The 24268-nt window shown below is 26.7% G+C and carries 21 protein-coding genes and 1 riboswitch; of the genes, 13 read left to right on the forward strand and 8 right to left on the reverse strand.

Going from position 1 to position 24268, the window contains the following annotated elements; all coding sequences use genetic code 11:
- Positions 1–55: 55 nt before the first annotated feature.
- From ACYQ44_RS07885 to lepA, 7 genes are all read right to left on the reverse strand, one after another.
- Positions 56–1345, reverse strand: a complete 1290-nt coding sequence (locus tag ACYQ44_RS07885; RefSeq protein WP_459996446.1) for a hypothetical protein — start codon at positions 1343–1345, stop codon at positions 56–58.
- Between the two features lie 85 nt (positions 1346–1430).
- Entirely contained in the window at positions 1431–1697 is a 267-nt protein-coding gene (locus ACYQ44_RS07890) for a rod-binding protein (protein WP_459996447.1), read from the reverse strand.
- A 1-nt stretch (position 1698) separates the two neighbouring features.
- Positions 1699–2685, reverse strand: a complete 987-nt coding sequence (locus ACYQ44_RS07895; RefSeq protein WP_459996470.1) for a flagellar basal body P-ring protein FlgI — start codon at positions 2683–2685, stop codon at positions 1699–1701.
- Between the two features lie 24 nt (positions 2686–2709).
- Positions 2710–3321 (reverse strand): flagellar basal body L-ring protein FlgH, encoded by a 612-nt coding sequence (locus tag ACYQ44_RS07900; protein WP_459996448.1) that lies wholly within the window; start codon positions 3319–3321, stop codon positions 2710–2712.
- Entirely contained in the window at positions 3318–4253 is a 936-nt protein-coding gene (flgA, locus tag ACYQ44_RS07905; RefSeq protein ID WP_459996449.1) for a flagellar basal body P-ring formation chaperone FlgA, read from the reverse strand. Before flgA ends, ACYQ44_RS07900 begins: the two co-directional genes overlap by 4 nt.
- Before the next feature lie 92 nt (positions 4254–4345).
- Positions 4346–5923 carry an Rqc2 family fibronectin-binding protein gene (locus tag ACYQ44_RS07910; protein ID WP_459996450.1) on the reverse strand — a complete coding sequence of 526 codons (1578 nt, stop codon included), beginning with the start codon at positions 5921–5923 and terminating at the stop codon, positions 4346–4348.
- A 21-nt stretch (positions 5924–5944) separates the two neighbouring features.
- Positions 5945–7765, reverse strand: coding sequence for a translation elongation factor 4 (lepA, locus tag ACYQ44_RS07915; protein WP_459996451.1), 1821 nt, complete (start codon positions 7763–7765; stop codon positions 5945–5947).
- A 137-nt stretch (positions 7766–7902) separates the two neighbouring features.
- Here lepA and cobU point away from each other — a divergent pair, with 137 nt between their 5' ends.
- From cobU to ACYQ44_RS07950, 7 genes are all read left to right on the forward strand, one after another.
- Positions 7903–8454, forward strand: a complete 552-nt coding sequence (gene cobU / locus ACYQ44_RS07920) for a bifunctional adenosylcobinamide kinase/adenosylcobinamide-phosphate guanylyltransferase (RefSeq protein ID WP_459996452.1) — start codon at positions 7903–7905, stop codon at positions 8452–8454.
- Between the two features lie 4 nt (positions 8455–8458).
- On the forward strand, positions 8459–9187 hold the full coding sequence (gene cobS / locus ACYQ44_RS07925; RefSeq protein ID WP_459996453.1) for an adenosylcobinamide-GDP ribazoletransferase: 729 nt from the start codon (positions 8459–8461) through the stop codon (positions 9185–9187).
- 9 nt (positions 9188–9196) lie between these two features.
- Positions 9197–9757 carry an alpha-ribazole phosphatase gene (gene cobC, locus ACYQ44_RS07930; protein WP_459996454.1) on the forward strand — a complete coding sequence of 187 codons (561 nt, stop codon included), beginning with the start codon at positions 9197–9199 and terminating at the stop codon, positions 9755–9757.
- A gap of 22 nt (positions 9758–9779) precedes the next feature.
- Entirely contained in the window at positions 9780–10478 is a 699-nt protein-coding gene (locus ACYQ44_RS07935) for an AIR synthase related protein (RefSeq protein ID WP_459996471.1), read from the forward strand.
- Positions 10479–10707: 229 nt separating this feature from the next.
- Positions 10708–10884: riboswitch (cobalamin riboswitch) on the forward strand.
- Between the two features lie 54 nt (positions 10885–10938).
- Positions 10939–11964, forward strand: a complete 1026-nt coding sequence (locus ACYQ44_RS07940; RefSeq protein ID WP_459996455.1) for an ATP-grasp domain-containing protein — start codon at positions 10939–10941, stop codon at positions 11962–11964.
- Positions 11957–12793, forward strand: coding sequence for a succinate--CoA ligase subunit alpha (locus ACYQ44_RS07945; protein WP_459996456.1), 837 nt, complete (start codon positions 11957–11959; stop codon positions 12791–12793). The genes ACYQ44_RS07940 and ACYQ44_RS07945 overlap by 8 nt, the downstream gene beginning before the upstream one ends.
- Before the next feature lie 10 nt (positions 12794–12803).
- Positions 12804–13931, forward strand: coding sequence for an aspartate-alanine antiporter-like transporter (locus tag ACYQ44_RS07950; protein WP_459996457.1), 1128 nt, complete (start codon positions 12804–12806; stop codon positions 13929–13931).
- Positions 13932–14276: 345 nt separating this feature from the next.
- Here ACYQ44_RS07950 and ACYQ44_RS07955 read toward each other — a convergent pair whose 3' ends face one another.
- Positions 14277–17231 (reverse strand): DEAD/DEAH box helicase, encoded by a 2955-nt coding sequence (locus ACYQ44_RS07955; protein WP_459996458.1) that lies wholly within the window; start codon positions 17229–17231, stop codon positions 14277–14279.
- Between the two features lie 73 nt (positions 17232–17304).
- Between ACYQ44_RS07955 and ACYQ44_RS07960 the strand changes: the two genes are divergently transcribed.
- The 6 genes from ACYQ44_RS07960 (at position 17305) to ACYQ44_RS07985 (ending at position 24267) form a co-directional block, all read left to right on the forward strand.
- Positions 17305–17991 (forward strand): cytochrome c biogenesis CcdA family protein, encoded by a 687-nt coding sequence (locus ACYQ44_RS07960; RefSeq protein ID WP_459996459.1) that lies wholly within the window; start codon positions 17305–17307, stop codon positions 17989–17991.
- A 4-nt stretch (positions 17992–17995) separates the two neighbouring features.
- Positions 17996–18655, forward strand: coding sequence for a thioredoxin family protein (locus tag ACYQ44_RS07965; RefSeq protein ID WP_459996460.1), 660 nt, complete (start codon positions 17996–17998; stop codon positions 18653–18655).
- Between the two features lie 152 nt (positions 18656–18807).
- Positions 18808–20067: an adenylosuccinate synthase gene (locus ACYQ44_RS07970; RefSeq protein ID WP_459996461.1), complete on the forward strand. Its 1260-nt coding sequence runs from the start codon at positions 18808–18810 to the stop codon at positions 20065–20067.
- A gap of 256 nt (positions 20068–20323) precedes the next feature.
- Positions 20324–22792 (forward strand): ATP-dependent Clp protease ATP-binding subunit, encoded by a 2469-nt coding sequence (locus ACYQ44_RS07975; protein ID WP_459996462.1) that lies wholly within the window; start codon positions 20324–20326, stop codon positions 22790–22792.
- A gap of 112 nt (positions 22793–22904) precedes the next feature.
- Positions 22905–23216, forward strand: a complete 312-nt coding sequence (locus ACYQ44_RS07980) for a hypothetical protein (RefSeq protein ID WP_459996463.1) — start codon at positions 22905–22907, stop codon at positions 23214–23216.
- A 1-nt stretch (position 23217) separates the two neighbouring features.
- On the forward strand, positions 23218–24267 hold the full coding sequence (locus ACYQ44_RS07985; protein ID WP_459996464.1) for a hypothetical protein: 1050 nt from the start codon (positions 23218–23220) through the stop codon (positions 24265–24267).
- Position 24268: the final 1 nt, after the last annotated feature.

A 24268-nucleotide genomic window follows, 5' to 3' on the forward strand; every position in this document is an offset into this window, starting at 1 on the left:
TTTATACATATTGAAGAATCACTTAAAAGGCAGGCTATAAAAAGTAGTAGTAAAATTATTTCATTATAAAATTAAATTCAATAACGTTTTGTCCTTCTGGGGTTTTAGTTGAAATTGCATTAGCTAATCCTCCAAAATTACCTTCTAATTCGACACCTAAATAATCTTTTAAGAAAGAAATTACAGGTTTTAAATCTAAAAAGAATGTTCCAACATTACCTTCAGGGATTTTTGTTTTTAAATCATTATATAATTCATTATCAGAAAGTTTCACAGAATTATTTTCATATTTTTTAATCATATCTTTATTTAAATTAGAAATAACATATATTCCATTTTCTTTCCATATATACATTGTTATTATTTCATTTTCTATAGTTCTTGTTAGTTTTAAATACTCATTTCCTAATTTTTCACTTTTTATATCTTCAGAAATAGAAGATTCAATATCTTTAAATAAAACATCTGTTTTAACGGTAATTTTAATTCCAAAATCAGTAATTATTTCGCCTGTTTCTTCATCGGTTTTTAAGTTTAGAGTACCAGTAAACTTTGCCCATTCAAAATTATTAATTATTGTTTTAAGTAAATCTTCAGGAACATCTAAACCTAGATTAGACAATTCTGAAATTATATCTTCAGGTAAATAATATGTTTTTAAATAATATAATCCAAAAGTATTATCATCATTAGAAATATTAGAACTTGGAATAATTTCTTTATCAGTTAATAAGTTGAATTTGCTATATAAATATCCGTCTTTAACAGTTGAGTATCCATGTCCCTTAAATGTTGAAGTATTTATTTCTTCATATATACCGGTATTATTATATCTTTTTTGTGGAACAAAATTAAGTTCAGAATTTTCATATTCTTCCTTGTTTGTTGTAATAATTAAATAATCTTGTAAATCACTTTTTTTTATAATATAAAATAAATCTAGGGTGTCTTCAGGCATTAATGCATTAATAACTTTACTAAAAATATCAATATATTTTTTACCATCATTTAAAGGACCAAATATAAATCCAAAATCATATTTATTTTCTTGGGGTTCAATAATAAAAATACCGAAATTATTTTCCAAACCAGAATAAACATCATCACTTTCAAGTTCTAATGATTGAATATAAGCATCAATCATCCCAGTAATTAGAGTTTCTGCATAAGTTGGATCATCTAATATTTTTTGAAATGTAGGAACCGTTTTTAAATCTGAATACACATCTTTTGCATTATTTACAACAATAACGAGTTTTGAATTTGCTGGTATTACTTGATAAATATTTGCAAAAATACTAATAGAAAATAAGAATATAAATAATGTAATTAATACTTTTTTCATAGTTCACCTCCATAAAAATTTTCAATATAATTATATCATATAATATAAAAATTTACATAAAAAAAATCTTCGCTTAAAGCGAAGATTAAGGTTTTCCATAAGCTTTAAGAACCTCATTGATTAAAGGTTTCATATTATTTTTTGCTATTGTTACAGAATATTGATCAATAAGCATATCTCTAAACCACTTCTCAGTATTTGATTTAGGAATTAAATTGTTTTCAAATATTTCTGAATTATACATATCTTTAAAAACCTTAGAGAATACTGATCCTATTAATTCAGCAGCCACATCCTCTTTTTTTACGTTATTATAATTATGTACACCAGAAAAAGATACACCAGAAATCATATTACATCACCACCAAATCAGCATAAAGATACCCGGCAGCAGATAAATTTTGTATTATAGCAATAACATCCTGCGGAGTAGCTCCGGCAGCTTTTAAAGCATTTACGAGATTATATATAGTAGCTTCATTGTCGCCAACCTTTCCATTATCAACAGAAATTACAAAATTTCCATAATTAATAGTAAAATCCGCAACTTTAACTTTTCCACCAAAAACAATAGTTCCTGTTTTTTCATTGATAACTATTTTTGCTTTCGAATCTGGATCTATTTCGACTTCCTCAATTAATGCTAAAAATGATATTAAATCATCGGAAAATACATCTGGTATTTTAACTTTTATAGAAGAGGGATCCACAGCTTTTGCTAATTTTTGTCCAAATTGAGTATTTATAGACAATGCAGTTCTTGCTGCAGTTGTGATGTCAGGATTTCTAAGTAATACAGTTACAGTATCCTCAGAAACTATAGTAGAAGGGATTTCATTTTCAACAATAGCACCTTGAGGGATAACTCCATTAACTTTATTCCTTTTTTGAAGATTAGCTGTAGTACTAACTTCAGCACCTCCAGTTAACACGCTTCCTTGAGCTACAGCATAAACTTGACCATCTGCTCCATATAATGGAGTTTGAATTAAAAACCCGCCTTCTAAACTTTTCGAATCCCCAGCAGCTGTAACAACTATATCTAATTTCATTCCTTCTTTATAAAATGCAGGTATATCAGCAAATACGAAAACAACAGCAGAATTTTTTGTTGAAAAAGTATTTTGTATATTAACATTTAAATTTTTCATCATATTTGTAAGTAATTCTGAGGCAACGTTTCCAGAATCACCAGTTCCATTTAATCCAGTAACAACACCAATACCAAATAACTGGTTGTCACGAGCTCCTCTGAAATAAGCGATATCTTTCAATCTTACTGCAGAAAAAGAATTTATTACAAATAGACTTAATATAGAAAGTATAATTATTTTCTTTATTGTGTTTACCACGTATATCACTCCTTAAAAAAATAAATTAGAAATTCCAGAAAGTAACCATGCTAACCAGGTTTTTTTATTTGGATCATTTTGTAAATCAGTATCTCCTCGATACCATATTTTAGCTTCGGACAAGTTTTTTGAATCTATAACCCCTTCTTTAATAAAAGATGGATCAGCATAACCTTCAATTATCATTATTTTTTTCTGTGAATCCACTTTATATTCCTTTTCTCCATGAATTTTAATTATGCCATTATCCAAAACCTCTATAACTCTAGCAGATACATATAAATTTACACTAGCTTTGCTTTGGGAAGAAGATTTTTTATTTGAAACTTGTATGTCTTCAGGTTTATTTGCACCTAGTGGAAAAAATTTCATTAAATTAATATTTCCAACTGTATTAAAAATTGCTCCAACAGTACCCATTACTCCGGAAAATGGATCAGGGTTATTATCGGATAAACTAAGGGAAGGATTTTCTGAAACAGCTACAGTAATTATATCATTAACTGAGTAATTTTTTTCAGGATTAGATAATAGGTTTGAGGTTTTGGCTTTTTTCCACAATGATTCACTATATCCAACAGTAAAAATAATTAATACGATTAAAAAAAACGAAATCCTTTTCATTGTTGAGTCCCTCCTATGTTAATTATTAATTTTGGACCACTATATAATTTTCCATTTATTAAAACTCCGGTCTTTTCATTTCTGGCCATAATAATATCTCCTATAATAGCATCATTTAAAACTTTAACCCAAGATAAAATTTTTACACCATCTGAATAGACCTCAATAGGTATTACTTGGCCAGCTTTTATGTCAGGGATTTTTTTTACAGAATTTTCATATATAATTTCTCCTTTGCGTATTGCTCTGTTTGCCATAAATTTAGAAATATTTTTTTCTGAAACAACAAGTGGAGTCATAGGTAGTGAGTAAATATCATATATCTTTTTTTCAACCAAATTTTCATTCAGAGTAGTTTTAAATTTAATATTTTCTTTGGAAAAAAATATATAATCATAATTTGAAACATCAGCTTTAAATGATATGTATTTTTTCATTTTATGGTTATCAAGTATTAAAAAATTTCCATAAATATTATTCATTGATCTCCTATAATCCAAATTTAAAATAGTTGAAATTTCTGTGTCTTTCATATATTTGCTGATTTCAAAATCATTAATGGTTGCATTAGGTGTATCTTTTAATAATATATTCTCGAAATACTTTTTTAAATAATATTCAGTATTTGATTCAGTTGCATCTTTTATTGATGAAGCATCATTTGGAACATAATTTATTGTAACTATAGATGACTCAAAAGTAATGTTTGAAAAATTTGTTGTTGACAATATTAAGTTTTTGAGTTTTGATGACTCATAAGTAATTTTATTATCTGCAAAAAATGCTAATGTTCTATCATTTTTAATATCTGGAAAAATATCCTTTAAAGAAAAAACTTTGTCGTATGAGTTTATTGTAGCCGGAATTGTAAAATTTGAAAATAAATATATATTAAAAATAATAATAAAAATGATAATAATCATTTTTTTCATATCATCACCACACTTATCAATCTATTTAATGTTTCGATTTTATAGGAAGAAAATCCTTAAAAAATTAAACCCTCTTTTGAGGGTTTAATTGATTATATGTTTGGGTTAACATATAAAGTTTTAAAATTGTTATAAAGAACCATTCCTGGTTTTGAGCTTTTGGGTTTCCAAACATATTTTTTTTTCGTATAATCTACAGAAACTTTAGATGAAAATCTTCCTTTGGAATATTTTGCAGCAAGTTTTGCTGCAAATATCAATACATTTTCGGGAATTTTTTGCTTATTTGTTTTGATAATCACATGTGCTCCAGGAATTCCTTGTGCATGCATCCAAATATCTTCTTTATCAGCTTCTCTTGTAATTTTATCATTTTGTATATTATTTTTTCCAACTAATATTTTATATCCTTTATAGTTAAATTCATATGGTTTTGATAAAATTTTTTTTCTTTTTTTCTTTTTGGAATTATCAGATATTATTTTTTCTTCAATTAATTCTTCTTTTATTTCATGCAAAGTATCAATATCATCTGCAAGGTCTATACTCTGCCAAACTTGATATAAGTAATTTATCATTTCTTGAGTTATTTTTATACGCTTTTTTAAATGCAATTCTTTTGATTTTAATTTATGGACTTTTTTAAAAATAATTTGTAAGTTTTCATTTGGAGTTTTTAATGGATTGAGTTTTATTGTTATGTTTTCTCCAGTTTCCCAATCATTAATAGTTACAGAATCTGTTTTATTTTTAAATTGATAAAGAAATGCCTGTAACAAACGTCCATGTTTTTCTAGTTCGGGAATTTTTTTAATATCTTTCTCTTCCATTTTAAGTTTTTTATATAATTTTTCATATTTTTCAATTTCTTTTACGACTATTTTTTCAAGGCGTTTTTTTAATTCATAAAATCTAGAATTAATGCTTTGAATTTCGAAAAAATTAAGTAATCCCTTAGATGGAGAATTGAATACGTCATATTTAAAATTAACAGGTCTAAAAGATAAAATTTCTTTCTTACCATCATAATCAAAAGTGTAAACATTTATATTGTCCATAAACTCAGAAATGAAGGATATATAATCATATTTTTCTATATATTCGTAAAAAAACTTTTTACTTAATTTTGAAAAACCCATTAGTTGCTGATTAATATCAAAATCGAGAGAGTCGTGTTCTAATATGTTAGTATATTCCTCTTTAAAGAAGGGGTAATATTCAGCGCCAGGCATTATGCTTCTTTTAGGTGTTATTCCTTTTTTTAAAGCATCTAATATTTTATTATTCTCATCAACTAATAATATATTTGAATTTCTTCCCATTAATTCAAAATACAGTCTATAATTTCTTAAGTTAAAAGCTTCATCTATAACAGATAATTCTATGTAACCTATTCTATCAAGTCCCATTTGCTCTATTTTCATAACTTTAGCATTTTTAATACGTTTTCTTAAAAACATAGTAAAATTTTGTGGAGAATCTGGCATATTTGGTTTTGTATCCAGACTCATAAGATATGATGGATTTTTTAAAACGAATAATAAAAATCCATTTTGCATTTGTAATAACACTTCTTCATTAACAGGTTGATATACGTTTCTAATTTTTTGACCTTCAAATTTTTTTGCTTCTCTTATTAATTTATTTAAAAGTAAACCATCTATAGGCATATTATTCCTCCAACATATACTTTATTTGTCACTTTCATTAATTTTTAATATTGCTAAGAACGCATTTTGTGGAATACTTACTGAGCCAATTTGTCTCATTCTCTTTTTACCAGCTTTTTGTTTTTCCAGTAATTTCATTTTTCTGGTAATATCCCCGCCATAACATTTTGCTAAAACATCTTTTCTTAGAGCTTTTATAGTTGATCTTGCCACGATTCTTCCATCGGCTTTAGCCTGTATAGGTATTTCAAATTGATGTTTTGGAATTAAATCTTTTAATTTATCAACCATTTTTTTTGACATTTCGTATATTTTACTTCTATGGGTAATAAAAGATAATGCTTCAACGGGTTCTCTGTTTACTAATATGGTTACTTTTAATAAATCAGATTTTCTAAATTCAACAATTTCATAATCCATAGAAGCATAACCTCTACTAATAGCTTTCATTCTATCAAAAAAGTCGAATATTATCTCCCCTAATGGAACTTCAAAATGCAAGACAACTCTATTTTTACCAGCGTTAGAGACAGATAAGAATTCACCTCTTTTTTCATTTTGGACCACGCCCATTAATCCACCCATATAATCGGGAGGTGTGATAATATCTAGTTTTGCATATGGTTCATAAACTTCATCTAATAAATCTTGATCAGGGAACTGCGTAGGATCATGAATTTCTAGTTCTTCTCCATTTTTTAGCTTCGCTTTATAAACTACATTTGGAGCAGTTAATATTATAGTTAAATCAAATTCCCTTTCTATTCTTTCTTTAACAACATCCATGTGTAATAATCCCAAAAAACCACATCTAAAGCCAAACCCTAACGCTGGAGAATGTTCAGGAGTAAATGTAAGTGCTGCATCATTTAATTTTAATTTTTCAAGAGCTTTTCTTAATTCTTCATAATAGTCTGGAACACCTGGATAAATTCCTGCATATACCATAGGTTTAACCTCTTTATAACCGGGCAATGGTTCTTCAATTGGATCAATAGCAGAGGTTATGGTATCACCAACACGAGCAAGTTCAACATCTTTAATACCTGCAATAATATAACCAACTTCTCCTGCAGATAATGAGTCAGTTTCTTGCATTTCAGGATGAAATATACCAACCTCAACTACTTCATATACTTCTTTATTTGACATTGTCATTATTTTATCTCCAGGCTTAACAGTACCGCCATATAATCTTGTATATATAATTACTCCTCTATATTTGTCATATTTAGCATCAAATATTAAAGCTTTCAATTTATCATTCATGATACCTTTAGATGTTGGAGCAGGAATTCTTCTTATAATCTCTTCTAAAAGTTCTTTTACGCCTTCTCCGGTTTTTCCAGATATTTTCAAAGCATCTTCTGCAGGAATACCAATTAAATCCTCAATTTCCTCTAGAGTTTCTTCAACATTAGCATTAGGTAAATCTATTTTATTAACTGCGGGTATTATCTCCAAATCATTTTCAAGAGCTAAATATGTATTTGCAACAGTTTGCGCCTCAACTCCTTGAGAGGCATCAACTAAAAGGACGGCACCTTCACATGCCGCTAAACTTCTTGAAACTTCATATGTAAAATCAACATGACCTGGTGTATCGATAATATTTATTTCATAAGTATTTCCATCTTCTGCATCATACATAATTTTAACAGGCTGTGATTTTATAGTTATTCCACGTTCTTGTTCAATATCCATCATATCAAGGTATTGATCATGCATTTTTCTCTTTTCTATAGTTTTTGTTAATTCTAGTATTCTATCAACAAGTGTTGTTTTTCCATGATCTATGTGAGCTATTATACTTATATTTCTTATAAGTTCTGGATTATACATTTAAACACCTCCAAATCCTTTTTTCATTATTATATCAAAAATTTTTTTAAAAAATATGACAAAAGCAAGAATACTAAATTGGTTAAAAATAGTATAATATGATAAAATACATATATATTATTTCTAAGGGGGAAATTATGATTATATTAATAACTGGTGGAGCAAGAAGTGGTAAATCTACATTTGCACAAAATTATGCGAAAAAAATTGGTGAAAATATTTTATATATTGCAACAGCAATTCCATTTGATGATGGTATGAAAGACAGAATTAAAAAACACAAAAATTCAAGACCTAAAAATTGGAAAACCTTGGAAAAATATAAAGGATTCGATGAACTTGAACAATTTGGTTATTTTCCATCAATTGATACTATAATATTTGAATGCATGACTTTAATGATTTCAAATTTACTTTTAGAAAAGAATATTGATTTTGATAATTATAATGAAATTGATAAAATAGAAAATTATATCTTAGGTGAAGTTAAAAAACTGATAAATATTATAAAAAGTCATAATAAAAATATTATTATAGTGACGAATGAAGTAGGTATGGGAATAGTTCCTGCTTATCAATTAGGTAATATCTTCAGAGATATTGCTGGTAGAATTAACCAATATCTCGCCAGAGAAGCTAATGAGGTTTATATAACAATTTCAGGAATACCATTAAAACTAAAAGGATGATAAAATGAGAGGCTTAATTTTATTAATAACATTTTTTACCAGAATACCAATAAAGTATCATTTTGATTTTAACGAAAAAGATTTTATTAAAGGATTTTATTTTTTGCCTTTATTAGGTACTTTTATAGGTGCCCTTATGTATTTATTTTCATATACAGGATTTGATAAACCTATAGTAATTTTAATGAGTTGGATTCTATATATATGGATTACAGGTGGTCTTCATATTGATGGTGTTGCAGATACATTTGATGGAATTTTCAGCAATAGAAATCGAGAAAACATGCTTAAGATAATGAAAGATAGTAGAATAGGTACTTTTGGAACTTTAGGTATAATTATAATATTGTTTTCTGATTTTTTATTAAGCTACTATATTGATTATGATTATTTAATTTTAATTCCTGCTATTGGAAGAAGTTCTGCAATACTCGCTGCAGCAATTTCACCTTATGCAAGAAAAGAGAATGGAATGGGTAATGCGTTTATAGATAATTCTAGTTTAAAAATGTTTTTTATTTCATTTCTTTTAATTTCTCCAATACTTATTTTTTATAATGTATTTGTCTTAATTTCAATAATATTAACCTATATAAGTATATTATTTATAACTTATAGAATCAAAAATATAATAGGTGGAATGACTGGTGATACCATTGGGATGATAATCGAACTATCACAAACATTATTTTTATTATTTATATATATAACTCAAAAATATGGTTTAATATAGAGGTGTTTCATGAGTTTAATACTAGTTAGACACGTAGAAACAATAGCTAATATAAAGAAGGTTTTTAGTGGAAACACTGATTTCCCGATTACTAAAAACGGAAAAAATCAATTATATTTTCTAAGTAATAAACTAAAAAGTGAAAAAATCGATTATATAATTTCAAGTCCTTTGAAAAGAGCTAAGTATACTGCTCTTGAATTATCAAAATTGTTCAATAAAAACATAAAATATGATGATAGAATCAAAGAAATTGATTTTGGAAAATTTGAAGGAAAAAATATAGAAGAAATTCAACATGAATTTCCAGAAGAATATAAAAGGTGGATGGAAAATTACAAAAAATATTGTTTTCCAAATGGGGAATGCTTTTTAAATTTTTATAACAGAATAAAATCATTCGTCGATGAATTACAAAAAAACAAAAGTTACTTAATCATAACTCATGGTGGTGTAATAAGATTAATATACATACTAATTAATAATCTTGAAATTGATGATATGTGGAAAATAAAATGTAAAACAGGTCATTATATTGAGATAAAATGGAGGGATATATATAAAAGTTAAGAAAATTAGAGATTTAACTATAATTGATATCGATAAAGAAAAAGAATTAGTTATTACTTGTGACTCTTCAGGAGCAATTGGAAATAAAAAAATGGATATTATTAAAACAGATCCAAAAATTGTTGGTTATTTTGGAGCTCATGTTGCTCTTTCTGAAAATATATCTTTTGGAGCAACACCTATTGTAATAATTAACACATTATCTGTTGAGATGAATGATACAGGAAAAAGAATTATAGACGGTATTAAAGAAGCTGTTATAAAAGCTAATTTAAATACAAATATTATTACTGGTAGCACCGAAGAAAATTTTCCAGTTGTTCAAACAGGAGTTGGTATAACAGTAATCGGAATAAAAGATAAAAATTTGAAATATAAAACATATTCATCAGATATTGCTGTATTAATCGGTACTCCAAAAGTTGGAAATGATGTTATTAATAATCCTGATATTTTAACACTCGAAATGATTAATATTCTAAGAACTTGTAAAGTGGTGCACGAAATAGTTCCAGTTGGTTCAAAGGGTATTATGCATGAAATTAATGAGATAGAAAAATATAATAATTTGAATTTTGAAATGGATAAAAACTTGAATATAGATTTATATGAAAGTGCCGGTCCAGCAACATGTGCAATAATTACATTAAATATTAAAAATATTGATATTTTAAGAAAAAGAATTAATATCCCAAACTATTTTCTTGGAAAATTTATATAGTTTATTTCTATATTTATAAATTTAACTTTCCTAAAATATATTGATTAGTTCTAAAACAAAAGAAGGATATTTTTGAACTTTATAGAAGAGTTTTTTATGTGTTTAAAGAATGGAAAAGAATATTCCTTTTAACCATTAATCAATGTGTCTGAAAGGGCGCTTTTTCTTTTAATAATATTTTGTCAATTTGATTTGCATTTCTTCATATGATAAAATATTACTAAAAATAAATACCTCCGGAATTAAAGGTGAGAAATCTTAAAAGGGAAGATGGTGAAAATCCATCACGGCCCCGCCACCGTAACTGGGGACGAAACCAACAAATAGCCACTGGAAATTTTCTGGGAAGGCGTTGGGAGTAGAGCGATCCAGAAGTCGGGAGACCTGCCTTTAATTCCAGGGTAATCCCATTCGCGAGGGCGAAATGGGATGAAATTTTATATTTTTAGGAGGTGTATATATGAAGATACATGAGTTTGTTGGAAAGACTTTTCTTAAAGATTATGGTATTAAAGTACCAGAATCCTATCTTATTAAAAAAGAAAAAGATATTAAAGTAGATTTTTTACCTGCAGTATTAAAATCACAGGTATTAGTTGGAGGAAGAATGAAAGCTGGTGGTGTACTATTTGCTAAAAGTGATGAAGAGTTTTTATCTAAAGCAAAAGAACTACTAAGAAAGAAAATTAAGGGTGAAACTTCTTATGGCATTTTAATTGAAAAGATGATTCCATTTGAAAAAGAATATTATCTTTCACTTGTGCTTGATAGGGAAGAAAAAGATATCACTATTTTGTACTCTGATAACGGGGGTATAAACATTGAAGATAATAAAAATAGTATTATAAAAACTAATTTTGATGAATATGAAAAAGTTTTACCTAAAAATATTCAAAAAATTATACCTAATTTAAGAAAATTATTTAGAGAAAAAGATTTAACGTTGTTAGAAATCAATCCATTAGTTGAAGATAACAAAGGAGATATATATGCTCTTGATAGTGTAATGCATTTAGATGACAACGCTATATTTAGACAAGAATGGTCAAAGGAATTTTTAGAGGAAAAATATCCTTTTCATTTTGTTAAATTAAATGGTGATATAGGAATAATTGGTTGTGGTGCCGGAATAGTTATGGCCACAATGGATGCTGTAAAAATGGCTGGTGGAGAACCGGCAGACTTTCTTGATTTAGGTGGAGGAGCAGAAAAAAGCGTAACTATTGAGGCATTAGATTTATTAAAAAGTTATGGTATAAAAAAAATTATTTTAAATATTTTTGGAGGAATAACAAAATGTGATGAAATAGCCAGTGGATTAGTTGATTTTAAAAATAAAAATCCTGAAATAAATTTATTTATACGTTTAACCGGAACAAATGAGGAAGAAGCAAAAAAAATGTTAAAAGATAACGATTTAAATTATTATGAAGATATGTATTCTATGATTTTAGATGCTGTAAGGATGGTGAAAATTCATGATTAATGGAAGAGAAAGAATATGTGTACAAGGAATTACAGGTAAATATGGAAGATTACACACAGAAAAAATGTTAAATTACGGTGCTAATATTGTTTGTGGAGTATCAAAAAATAATATTATAAAAAAATTACATGGTGTTGATGTTTTAAATAATATGTATGATGCAGTAAATAAATATCAAGTTGATACTTCAGTAGTATTTGTTCCTGCACCCTATGCAAAAGATGCAGTTTTTGAAGCTATAAATGCTGGGGTGAAAAAAATTATTATTATAACAGAACATATACCACAACAAGATATGCTTGATATATATAAAATATCAAAAGATAATGATATTAGAGTAATTGGGCCAAATTGTCCTGGCATAATCTTACCTGGAATATCAAAAATTGGAATTATGCCAGAAAGGGCTTTTAAACCAGGAGATATTGCAATAATATCAAGAAGTGGAACTTTGATGTATGAAATTTCAAATTATCTTTCCAAATATTCGACCGGAATAAAAATAGGAATTGGACTTGGTGGTGATCCGATTATTGGAACATCTGTTGAAGAAACTTTTGACTATATAATAGAGAACGAAATTAAAAAGGTAGTAGTAATTGGTGAAATCGGTGGGAATGATGAGGTTAATGGTATTGAATCTGCTTTAAAAAAGGGTTATAATGGAGATATAAAGGTATTTTTTGCTGGAAGAACAGCTCCTAAAGGAAAGAGGATGGGGCATGCTGGTGCTATTTTAGAAGGTTATGAAGGAAGTATAGAATATAAAGAAAATAAACTTAAAAGTTTGGGTATTAAAGTAATAACAAATATCCCTGAATTAGTGTAAAGGAGGTCTTATGAATAGTCATACATTATTATTTTTAACAATATTATCGGGAATATTAATTGGTAAAATAAAAATAGGTAATTTCAAGTTGGGAAGTTCTGGCACTTTATTTAGTGGTTTATTAATAGGCTGGTATTTTACCAACCTCTATTCGACAAACATAGATCTAATAAATAAAATGAACAGTGATTTTAAAAGTTTTTTTCTTTTTTCTCTAATTTTATTTATATCTGCTGTAGGATTAATTGCATCTAAAGATTTAAAAAATATATTAAGAAAATATGGAGTTAAATTTATTATCATGGCCTTTTTTATTACATTTTCTGGTTTTCTATCTGCATATATTTTGTCTTCACATGATAAATATACATTTATAGGTTTATTTTCTGGGGCTCTAACAAGTTCCCCAGGATTAGCAACGGCTTTGGAATCGGCACCTGATTTTGAAAATAATATAATAACTGGTTATTCATTTGGATATATTCCTGGTGTTTTAGCTGTTATTCTATCTATGTATTTATTACCATACATATTAAAAATTGATATAAGCGAAGAAAAAAACAAACTTCTAAAAGAAATTAATACAAAAGATGAAAGCAATGAAACTTTTGATTTTTTGAGTTATTCCTTAGTAATAATTACTGGAATATTACTAGGAAATATAGATTTCAATTTTGGAATAATATCTTTTAAACTGGGAATAACTGGTGGTATATTGTTATCTTCTCTTACCTTAGGCACGATTGGGAAAATATGGATTTTCAATTTTAGGATGAATAAATATATATTAAAAAATATGCAGGAATTAGGATTATTAATGTTTTTATCCTCTGTTGGTTTAAAGTCAGGATATAATACTTTAAATAATTTAAATGTTGAAACTTTGTATTTAATGATATATTCATTTATTATAGCGATTGTCTCTATTATTTTAGGAGTTTTATTTGGAAAATATATTTTAAAAATGAATTGGATAATACTATCTGGAGCAATTTGTGGAGGAATGACAAGTACCCCAGGATTAGGTGCTGCAATTGATGCAAATAATTCAGAAGAAGTTGCTGTAGGTTATGGCGCAACATATCCATTTGCCCTTATAGGAATGGTAATTTTTAACAAAATTTTGATAATGATATAAAAAACGAGGCCTTCAAAAAGGCCTTTTTGACAGCATATTCGTCCTTATATAATTGAACCAAAAATAATAAAAAGTGTTCAAAAGATTGAAAAAATACTTTAATTGTGAAAACAAACCAAATAAGATCCTGATTTTACATTATTTTTTCAACCAACCTTAAAAAATTAGATAAATAAAATTTATTAACTGCTGTAATTAGTTAATAGTATCTTTCTAGTGATTATTAATTTAAAAAGGTATTTGTAAAAATGTTTTATTCAATATTCTGTTTTTTTGCAATATATTAGAGGTACAAAAATTCTAATTATAATTAAAATTTTTTATATAAAGGATAAAAAATTAATATTATTCAAATAGTTTTAATATATCATCCTTGGTAAGCTTTTTTAAATATGATTTTTCTGAACTTATCGCAAGATTATATAGGTCGTATTTTGTATCTTTTAATTTCATTATTTTTTCTTCTATGCTATTTTTTGTAATAAATTTATATACAAATACTGGTTTTGTTTGCCCTATTCTATAAACTCTATCAGTTGCTTGATTTTCTACAGCAGGATTCCACCACGGGTCATAGTGAATTACATAATCCGCTCCTGTAATATTTAACCCTGTACCTCCAGCTTTTAAACTAACAAGCAATATTTTTATATTATCATTATTGTTAAATTCATTTATTATCTCAACACGTTTTTTCGTTTGTCCTGTTATTTTACTATATTTTATATCTTCTTCGTTTAACCACACTTCCATAATATTAATCATTTTTACAAATTGAGAAAAAACAACTATTTTATGGTTTTCTTCTAATACTTCTAATACAAATTTTTTAAATTCATTAAACTTAGCCGATTCAATATTTATTCCTAATAAAGCAGGATGATTTACAACTTGTCTTAATCTTAATAATCCTTCTAATATACTAAAATTTAGTGTGCCTTGTGACATCGCTATTTTTTGTTTATATTCTTGCATTATTTGATGATAAATTTTCATTTGATGTTGTGTCATTTCATTGAAAATATATTCTTCTGTTTTTGGAGGCAATTCCTTTAAAACATTTTCTTTTTTCCTTCTTAATATAAATGGATAAATTTTTTCTTTTAACCGCTTTATACTTTCTTTATTTGAATAATTGAATTTTCTATTAAATTCCTCTCTTTTTCCAAAAAAACCAGGCATTAAAAATTCAAATATATTATAAAGATCATTTAAAGAATTTTCTAAGGGTGTTCCTGTTAATGCTAGTTTATGGGAAGCTTTTAACTTTTTTATAGATTTGTATAATTTTGTTTCGTTGTTTTTTATATATTGCGCTTCATCAAGAATAATATAATATATGTCCATTTTCTTAAAAAGATCAACGGAATTCCTAATTGTTCCATATGTAGTTAAAATTACATCAGTATCTTCTGGAATATCTTTTTGATTATTATGATAAATAAAATATTTTAAATTAGACGTAAATTTTTCTATTTCATATGCCCAATTATATATTACTGAACGAGGTGTTATAATTAAAAATTTTCTATTTTTCTTTTTTAAGGACAAAATTAATGCAATAGTTTGTACAGTTTTTCCAAGACCCATATCATCAGCTAAAATACCATTGAATTTATATTCATGTAAGTATCTGAGAAAGTAATAACCTTTTATTTGATAATCTCTCATAGGTATTTTTAATTCCGGAATATCATATTCTTTTATCTTATCAAATTCTTTGATATTATCTATAAATTGTTTAGTTTTTTTATCTAATGAATTGATTTCTATATCTTTGCTATTTAAAATTGAATAAATATTATAACTATTGATTTCAATCTTATCTTTTTTTATTTTTAAATCTTCCAATTTTTCAAGGATTTTTGGAGGTATTTCTATAAAAGTTTCATCTTTTATAATGATAAAATTATTTTTTCTATTTTTTAAGTTTGATAGATCTATTTTTTTATTATTCTTTAAAATAATTTCTCCATTTACATCAAACCAATTATTGTTTATATTTATTTTCATATGAATGTTTTTTATTTCATGCTTTTGTATATTTTTATTCATTTTAATCGTTATATTTTTGTCTAATTTTTCGAGATCATTCTCTATGAAATTAAAGAATGATTCAATATCTAAAGTAGCTCTTCCTTTTTCATTTAGAATTATATTGAATTTTTCTAATGAATCTATCAAACGATTTTCTTCTTCAATATTTCTATATTTATAGTTTTCATAAAAATCTATTTCTGAATTATACAAGAATTTACCTTTTATATGAAAAACACCATCGAAAAAATTGATATATAAATTTAATTTAGGAATAAATAGGTTCTTTTTTATTCCTAATTTTTTATCAATTTCTATTTCAAATCCATATCTTTCATATTTTATAAGATAATTTTTGATAAAAGCTTCGAGTCCTGCCTTATCTTTGAATTTTATGTGGGATTTAATATTGCCATAATATGGGAATTTAATTTTTGTCTTTGTCTTTATTAATGAGAGTGTGTTATTTTCAAAGTAAGCTATATCCTGTTCTGAAGAAACTATTTTCTTTTTATCTAAATATGGGAAAAGTTCAACAACACCGATTTTTTCGTTTAAATCTCCTGTAATAAATAGTTTTAATGGGATATCATTACCCCATTTTATTTCTCTTTTGTTTTTAAAAAGTATTTTTTTAGTATTTATTTTTTTAAGTTCTTCAAAGCTTTTTAATGTTAATATGTACCCGGGTTTTCTTGGTATATTAACAATTGTTAGTAAATTTTTTATAGGTGCTTCATCATCTGGTATTTTTGTTCTTAAAAATTGATAAGCATTTTTATAGGAATCGAGATCCTTTCTTAATAATATTTTATTTCCTTTTTTAAATCCTATTTTTACAGTTGTAAATGCTTTTTCTGGGTATATTAAGTAATAGCTTTCTCCATAGTCGATAATTCCAAGATATTCATCAAACCCATTTTCCACATGATAATCTTCAGTAAAATTTCCTAAAGATTTTAAATAATCCTCAATTGCAAAGATTAAGGCTAGTGTGTGGGTACAAATACCAAGTTCTTTATGGGTATGACATGTGCATATATATCTTTTATTTAAGGAATTGATTTCAATCATAAAAATAGGTCTGAAGTTTTTACTTCCGTCTGGAACAATTGCCGAAAAAGAAAGGTTTGGAGGTGTTCCGTAATTAGAAAAATCTTCAATATTTTTATACAAAGATTGCGCTTTTTTGTATATTTCTGGAGGAGTTGATTGTTTTAATTCATCTAATTTTTTTAATATGTTAAATAGATTTTGGATCATATAAATCACCTCTTGGTAAATGTGATAAAATTTGTTATAATTATATATACAAAATAAATATATGGGGTGCAATATGGGAAACTTTGCTGTAACAATTCAACCTACAATAGGATTTTTTGGTGCATTTATTGGAGGAATTGTCTCTTTTTTTAGTCCGTGTATTATTCCGCTAATTCCTTTGTTTTTTGGAATATTGATGACAGATTTAAAAGATACCGTTTTAACAATAAAAAGAGGAATAGCTTTTTTTCTAGGTTTGAGTATATTCTTTTCATTATTGGGTGTGTTTGCAGGTACATTTGGTTTAATTCTTTCAAAATATCAAACTATACTTAATATTATAGCAGGAATTTTTATTATTTCGTTAGGAATATACTATTTCTTTGAAAAGGAAAGTTTTAAAGGAATTAAGTTAAATTTATCAAAGTTTAAAAATACATCTTTTTTTAGTGCTTTTTTAATTGGCATATTAATATCTTTTATATGGGTTCCGTGTTCTGGGCCGGTTTTGGCTGCGGTATTAACATATGCATCTACAACTACTAGTCCTTTTTTAGGGGGTTTGATGTTATTTGTTTATTCATTAGGTATATCGATACCATTTTTATTTCTCAGCGGAATTATAAGTAAATTTGTATCTAAAGTTACAATTGGAGAACCTAAATGGGTTAAATATTTTAGAATAATTGGAAGTGTTATAATGATTATAATGGGAATTTTGATTATTATGGGGTTATTTAATACATTACAAGGAGTGTGATATTATGAAAAAACTATTTTCTCTATTTATAATTTTGATTAGTATAATATCTTTTTCATCGAAATTAGAGGATTTTATAGTAAATGATTATGATAATGCGATAAAAATTGGTAAATTGACTCAAAAAAATATTATTATAATGTTTTCATCGAAAACATGTTATTATTGTAATAAATTTAAATCAGAAGTATTAGTAGATGACGAGATACAAAAATGGTTAAAAACAGAATTTATTTTTGCTGAAATATATGCAGATAAGGATAAATATGCAACTATACAAAATAAGAAATATAATTATATGGAATTATTTGGGGCATTTGGTGTGCGCGGGACACCAACTTTTTTCTTTTTTAATACTGATGGTGAGCCATTAACGCAACTTCCTGGTTATGTAAATAAAGATATGTTTTTATCTATATTAAAGTTTATTAAATACATCAGAAAAGAAAAAATTGGTTTTGAAGAATTTTTGAATAAAGGGATAAAAGTATCCATAGACAAGAAAGTTTTAAGATTGAAAAAAGATGAAATCGAATTTTTATTAAAGAATGATCCGAATACAAAAGAATATAATAAAAGATTAAATGAATATACAAACATAGTTATAAAAGATGAAAATAAAGAATTAGAAAAAAAGTATTTTGTTATTATATATGAAGAATAATTTTTTATTGTAATTTTGCTATATATATGATATAATACCTTTGTAATTTTATTAAGGTGGTTATATTATGAAAAAAAGAAAATTGCAAATTAATATTACATATAAATAAAGTCCCTGTAAAGGGGCTTTTTTACTTTTTTGGAGGTGATGATATGGAAAGAGTCGCTATTGTTGGTGCTCAATGGGGTGATGAAGGTAAAGGAAAAGTTGTTAATTATTTTTCGAAAAATTATGAATGGATAGTAAGATTTTCTGGTGGTGCTAATGCAGGACACACTATTTATTATAAAAATAAAAAATATATAAATCACCTTCTTCCTTCTATAATACCTGAAGGTAATTCAAAAGCATTTTTAGGCGCAGGTATGGTTATAGATATTGAACAATTAATAAAAGAGTTGGAAATATTAGAAAATGACTTCCCGGGAGTATCTTCTAAAATCTATATAGATTTAGAAGCATTTATGGTATTGCCATATCATAAAGAAGAAGATGGAATTTTAGAAGAGTTAAGAAAAAATCCAATTGGAACTACGAGAAAAGGTATAGGCCCAGCGTATACGGATAAAGTTTCAAGAGAAGGGTTTAAGATATATCATTTGTTTGATGAAAAATTATTAAAAGAAAGATTGGAGGAAGTAATATATTTAAAAAAGAATATATATGGAGAAAAATTTAAATTCGACGTAGAGGACATATTTAATTATTTAATTGAACAAAAAGATAAGCTTAAGAAAATGAACGTTAATTTCACATCTGCTATTGACATGGCTAATGTTTTTAGAAATACTTCTGTTTTATTTGAAGGCGCCCAAGGAGTTCTGCTGGATTTAGATTTTGGAACATACCCATTTGTAACATCTGGAGCGACTATGGCACATGGTGTATCTTCTGTAGGTTTTTCTACATTTGAACTTGATGAAGTATTAGGAGTATTAAAAGCATATACAACAAGAGTTGGAGAGGGCCCTTTCCCAACAGAAGAATTTGATAAGATAGGAGAAATAATAAGAGAAAAAGGAAATGAATTTGGAGCAACTACAGGAAGGCCACGAAGGGTTGGTTGGTTAGACTTACCTGCTTTAAGATATGCAAAGTTAAGATCAGGGTTAACGAAATTTGTTATTACAAAAGCTGATGTTTTAAATGGTTTAGACGAAGTTAAAATTTGTATAGCATATGAAGTTAATGGAGAGATAAAAGAGATGCCAACATCTTCTTATGATTTTTTTGTTGGAAAGCCCGTGTATGAAACATTAAAAGGATGGCCTAATACAAATCATATTAATTTTCTAAAATATATGGCATTTATAGAGGAAAAAACAGATGTTGAAATTCCTTACATTTCTTATGGGCCTAGAACAGAAGAAATGTGTACAAAAAATAATATGATATTTAATATAAAAGGTTGAGGTCACTCAACCTTTTATATTTTAACATTTGTTAATTTTTATGAAATAAAAGAAGAGTAAAATATCATTGTATTAGCAAATAAATATTACAATTGCTAAAAATATCAAATATTACTTGAACTTTTTCCGAGTATCATGCGTCTAATTAAAGCGAAAAGGACGAGCGCATCATTTAAATTATTTTTTTATATGTTATTTAGCAAATAAACATTACGATTGCTAAAATAATAATTGAAATATATTGGAGGTGTTAGAAATGATGAATCCGAAAAATTTTACAGAAAAAGCTCTTGAAATTATAGAAAACGCAAGAACTCTTGCAAATGGTTATGGGACAAACGTTGTAACTCCAGAACATATCACTCTTGCAATACTAGATAGTGATGATGAGTATGTGAAAAGAATTTTTGAAACCATTAATGTAGAAGCCATTAGAGAAAATCTAGAAAGTGAATTAGAAGAAAATGTTCAGTATTCATTCGGTGGTGTAAGAGATAATAGAGTATATATTTCTCCAACATTAGAAAGAATCTTTGAAATAGCAAAATCTGAAGCAAAGAAAACAAAGCATAAATTAATTACAACGTTGCATTTATTATTAGCTATACTATTAGATGGAACATCATATTCAGCAAAATTATTTTCTAAATATGGTTTAACAACCAATGAAATATATGAAGAATTAAAAAATATAAAAGTAACCAAAGAAGGATCAGAAGAGAATATAGCAGATGTACTTGCACAATTTACTATTGATTTAACCAAAATGGCTGAAGAAAAGAAATTAATGCCTGTTATTGGAAGGGATTTAGAAATCCAAAGAACAATAGAAATTTTAAGTAGAAAGACAAAGAATAATCCAGTTTTAGTAGGTGATCCAGGTGTTGGTAAAACAGCAATAGTTGAAGGTTTAGCTCAAAGAATTATCAAAGGTGCTGTTCCAGATGCTTTAATTGATAAAAGGATACTACAACTTGATATGGGAAGATTATTAGCTGGAGCTAAATTTAGAGGTGAATTCGAAGAAAGATTAAAAAATGTCATTGATGAAGTTAAAAAACAAGGAGATAAAATTATTTTATTCATAGATGAATTACATACAATAATAGGGGCTGGGAAAGCTGAAGGAAATTCTATGGATGCTGCTAATATGTTAAAACCTGATTTAGCACGTGGTGAATTACGGGTTATAGGTGCAACAACATTAGATGAATACAGACAATATATTGAAAAAGATAAAGCTCTAGCTAGAAGATTTCAACCTGTTCAAGTTGATGAACCAAGCGAAGAGGATGCTATTGCAATTTTAAGAGGTTTAAAAGAAACTTTTGAAAAACATCATAATGTTATTATAGATGATAGCGCTGTAGTAGCTGCCGTGAAATTATCTCATAGATATATAACCGATAGATTTTTGCCTGATAAAGCTATCGATTTAATTGATGAAGCATCTGCAAAAGCAAGACTTGAAAAAAGTTCAAAGCTTTCAAACATAAAGAAATTAGAATATGAAGCTAAAGAATTGGAAGAAGAAATTAATGAATTAACTGTAAAAGGAGAATATGAAAAAGCTGCTTTAAAGAAAAAAGATTTATTTGAATTAGAAAAGCAAATAGAAGAAATGAAAAAACAATATGAAGAAGAAAAAGATAAAGAAGAAGAAGAGGTTATTGTTGATGAAGATAGAATTGCTGAGGTAATAGAAAAATGGACAGGTATTCCTGCTAAAAAAATGTTAGAAGAGGAAAGAGAAAAATTGTTAAATTTAGAAAAGGAAATTCACAAACGTGTAGTAGGTCAAGAAGAAGCTATTGTGAAAGTAGCACAACATGTAAGAAAAGCAAGAGCTGGATTAAAAGATCCAACGAGACCAATAGGTTCATTTTTATTCCTTGGCCCAACAGGTGTTGGAAAAACAGAACTTGCAAAATCTTTAGCTGAAGTATTATTTGATACCGAAGAAGCTCTTATAAGAATCGATATGTCTGAATATATGGAAAAACATGCTGTTTCGAGATTAATTGGTTCACCTCCAGGCTATGTTGGATACGAGCAAGGAGGACAATTAACTGAAGCCGTTAGAAGAAAACCATATTCTGTAATCCTTATTGATGAAATCGAAAAAGCTCATCCAGATGTTTTCAATATATTATTACAAGTATTAGATGATGGTAGATTAACAGATGGAAAAGGAAATACCGTAGATTTTAGAAATACTATAATTATTATGACAAGTAACATAGGATCAGAAAATATTTTAAACAAAATGGAACATAGAGGGAAATTAGGTTTTGTAAGCGAAGAAGAAAAACTAAATGAAGAAAAAGACTTAGAAAAAATTGTTAGAGAAGAATTAAAAAAATACTTTAGACCAGAATTTTTAAATAGGTTAGATGAAGTTGTTGTATTCAAACCTCTAACAATAGATGAAGTAAAAGAAATTGTTGGTATTATGATGAGAAGATTAGAGGAAAGATTAAAAGAAAAAGACTTAGAATTAATGATTACAGAAGATGCAAAAGAATATATTGCTAAAAAAGGTTATGATAGAATATTTGGTGCAAGACCATTAAGAAGAGTTATTGAAAGAGAGATAGAAATGGAATTAGCTAATAAAATTATTGCAGGAGAAATTCCACCAAAAAGTAAAGTAATTATAGATATTGATGGAGATAAGTTAAATATAAGAGTTGGAAAAGGTGAAATAAAAGCTAAAGAAGAATAAATAATTAATTGTTAGATATTAAGTGCTTGATTCCAGAATTTAGAGGAATCAAGCACTTAAATTTTTTTCATAAGTAAATAATTATGATATAATATTTTAGAGGGGGGATCCTATGTTTTGGTTTAAAAAAAGAAAGAAAGATATAGTAAAAAATCCGTTTTATAATGATAAAAATTTTCTTGTCATACATTTTAAATGTAAAAAATGTGGAGAAAATTTTAGAAGCTATTTGAACAAGGGTTATGATTTTTCAATATCTTATGAAGGAAAAGCAACTTATTTAATTAATAAAGAATATATAGGATCAAAGTGTTTTGAAAAAATTCAATTAATAGCTGAGTTTGATAGCAATTATAGGCTTTTAAATTTTGATCTAATTGGTGGGATACCTATTTCAAAAGAAGAATTTAATATGGAGGAATAAAATGGAAGGCTGGATACCTACAAAAAGGTTATTGAAAATAACAGAATTTGCAGATAAATTCTGTGGTAAAGTTGAGCCAATACATCGATATATATATTTATACTTTGATAAAGTTTTAAGGGTATCCATGACAGATGGATGTGCTGTTGCAGATATTTATTTTTCAAAAGAATTTTTTCCGTTTGAAAAGGTTTATAAGATACCAATACAACATTTAAAAGGTTTATTAAAAGGGTTAAAAGAAGAAATAACTCCATTTGTAAGAATGTTAGCTTTAGATGAAGGCTTGAAAATAGAATTAGATGAAGTTACTTTAAATATTGAAAGTGAGAATGTGGAGAAACCCAAAATATTTTTGAAAAATCCACAGGTAATTGCTAATATAGATTTAAAAAAATTTATATCTAATATAGATTTTTGTAGTGTTCAAGCTTTAGAGGGGGAGCTTATAAACATTACTTCAGATAATGATCAAGAATTATGGGGATATTTTCAGGGGTATAATATGATTACTTATAGTTATTTAGGAAAAGCGAAAACAAAATTTTCCATGGAAATTCCTTATGTTACAATAAGGCATCTTATTAAATCATTATCTTTGATTACAGAAGACAAAATAGAGTTATATTTGAACGAAAATTCAATTTTTATTAAAGGAAAAGGAATAAAAATAAGCATATGTGGAGCATTTGAATCGATGGTATCTGATATAAATATAAAAATAAAACCACTTGAATCAAAGAAGATAAATCTAAAAAAAATGAAAAGTGTATTAAATAAAACATATACATCTCTTCCTTCAAATACGAGAGTTTTTTTAATGTTAGGAAGGGAATCTTATATTTTAGCTAAAGATAAGAATACAACTTTAACCTGGAAAATAGATTTAAGATTTAAGTATAAATATTTATCGGAGATAAATCATAGAAAACTCCGTTCGATTTTAAGTAGAATAGATGAGAATTCATTTATTGAGTTAGATGAAAAAAAGATAATTATACATGATAAATCAAGGTATTTAGAAATAAAGGTAAAGGAATTTTCTAAATAGA

This window comes from Marinitoga arctica, assembly GCF_054657315.1.

What these genes read in the sequence shown, in the direction of transcription:
- ACYQ44_RS07885 (WP_459996446.1), bottom strand. Translation starts at nt 1,345, where the DNA reads ATGAAAAAAGTATTAATTACATTATTTATATTCTTATTTTCTATTAGT.
- ACYQ44_RS07890 (WP_459996447.1), bottom strand. Translation starts at nt 1,697, where the DNA reads ATGATTTCTGGTGTATCTTTTTCTGGTGTACATAATTATAATAACGTA.
- ACYQ44_RS07900 (WP_459996448.1), bottom strand. Translation starts at nt 3,321, where the DNA reads ATGAAAAGGATTTCGTTTTTTTTAATCGTATTAATTATTTTTACTGTT.
- flgA (WP_459996449.1), bottom strand. Translation starts at nt 4,253, where the DNA reads ATGAAAAAAATGATTATTATCATTTTTATTATTATTTTTAATATATAT.
- ACYQ44_RS07910 (WP_459996450.1), bottom strand. Translation starts at nt 5,923, where the DNA reads ATGCCTATAGATGGTTTACTTTTAAATAAATTAATAAGAGAAGCAAAA.
- lepA (WP_459996451.1), bottom strand. Translation starts at nt 7,765, where the DNA reads ATGTATAATCCAGAACTTATAAGAAATATAAGTATAATAGCTCACATA.
- cobU (WP_459996452.1), top strand. Translation starts at nt 7,903, where the DNA reads ATGATTATATTAATAACTGGTGGAGCAAGAAGTGGTAAATCTACATTT.
- cobS (WP_459996453.1), top strand. Translation starts at nt 8,459, where the DNA reads ATGAGAGGCTTAATTTTATTAATAACATTTTTTACCAGAATACCAATA.
- cobC (WP_459996454.1), top strand. Translation starts at nt 9,197, where the DNA reads ATGAGTTTAATACTAGTTAGACACGTAGAAACAATAGCTAATATAAAG.
- ACYQ44_RS07940 (WP_459996455.1), top strand. Translation starts at nt 10,939, where the DNA reads ATGAAGATACATGAGTTTGTTGGAAAGACTTTTCTTAAAGATTATGGT.
- ACYQ44_RS07945 (WP_459996456.1), top strand. Translation starts at nt 11,957, where the DNA reads ATGATTAATGGAAGAGAAAGAATATGTGTACAAGGAATTACAGGTAAA.
- ACYQ44_RS07950 (WP_459996457.1), top strand. Translation starts at nt 12,804, where the DNA reads ATGAATAGTCATACATTATTATTTTTAACAATATTATCGGGAATATTA.
- ACYQ44_RS07955 (WP_459996458.1), bottom strand. Translation starts at nt 17,231, where the DNA reads ATGATCCAAAATCTATTTAACATATTAAAAAAATTAGATGAATTAAAA.
- ACYQ44_RS07960 (WP_459996459.1), top strand. Translation starts at nt 17,305, where the DNA reads ATGGGAAACTTTGCTGTAACAATTCAACCTACAATAGGATTTTTTGGT.
- ACYQ44_RS07965 (WP_459996460.1), top strand. Translation starts at nt 17,996, where the DNA reads ATGAAAAAACTATTTTCTCTATTTATAATTTTGATTAGTATAATATCT.
- ACYQ44_RS07970 (WP_459996461.1), top strand. Translation starts at nt 18,808, where the DNA reads ATGGAAAGAGTCGCTATTGTTGGTGCTCAATGGGGTGATGAAGGTAAA.
- ACYQ44_RS07975 (WP_459996462.1), top strand. Translation starts at nt 20,324, where the DNA reads ATGATGAATCCGAAAAATTTTACAGAAAAAGCTCTTGAAATTATAGAA.
- ACYQ44_RS07980 (WP_459996463.1), top strand. Translation starts at nt 22,905, where the DNA reads ATGTTTTGGTTTAAAAAAAGAAAGAAAGATATAGTAAAAAATCCGTTT.
- ACYQ44_RS07985 (WP_459996464.1), top strand. Translation starts at nt 23,218, where the DNA reads ATGGAAGGCTGGATACCTACAAAAAGGTTATTGAAAATAACAGAATTT.